1 protein-coding gene is annotated in these 237 nt (G+C 67.5%); it reads left to right on the top strand.

Features of this window, described 5'->3' with window-relative positions; genetic code table 11:
- Positions 1-237: hypothetical protein (locus AC0IYH_RS33885; protein WP_471838854.1), on the top strand; the 237-nt coding region annotated here is incomplete at both ends.

The raw sequence follows: 237 nt of genomic DNA on the forward strand, positions 1-237 counted from the left end.
GATCATGGCATGGCAGCTGGCGAACGAGCCGCGCCCCGGCGGGTCGGACGCGGTCGCGGTGCCGAACCTGCCGGCATTCTACGACTGGGTCGACGGCACGGCACGCTACATCAAGGCGCTGGACGGCAACCACCTCGTCTGCACCGGGTCGGAGGGATTGAAGGGCTCGATCGAACGCGAGGAGGTCGTGCTCGCCGCGCATCGCTCGCCCGCGATTGATTACCAGACCGCCCATAT

This window comes from Pseudomonas sp. AC463, assembly GCF_979253585.1.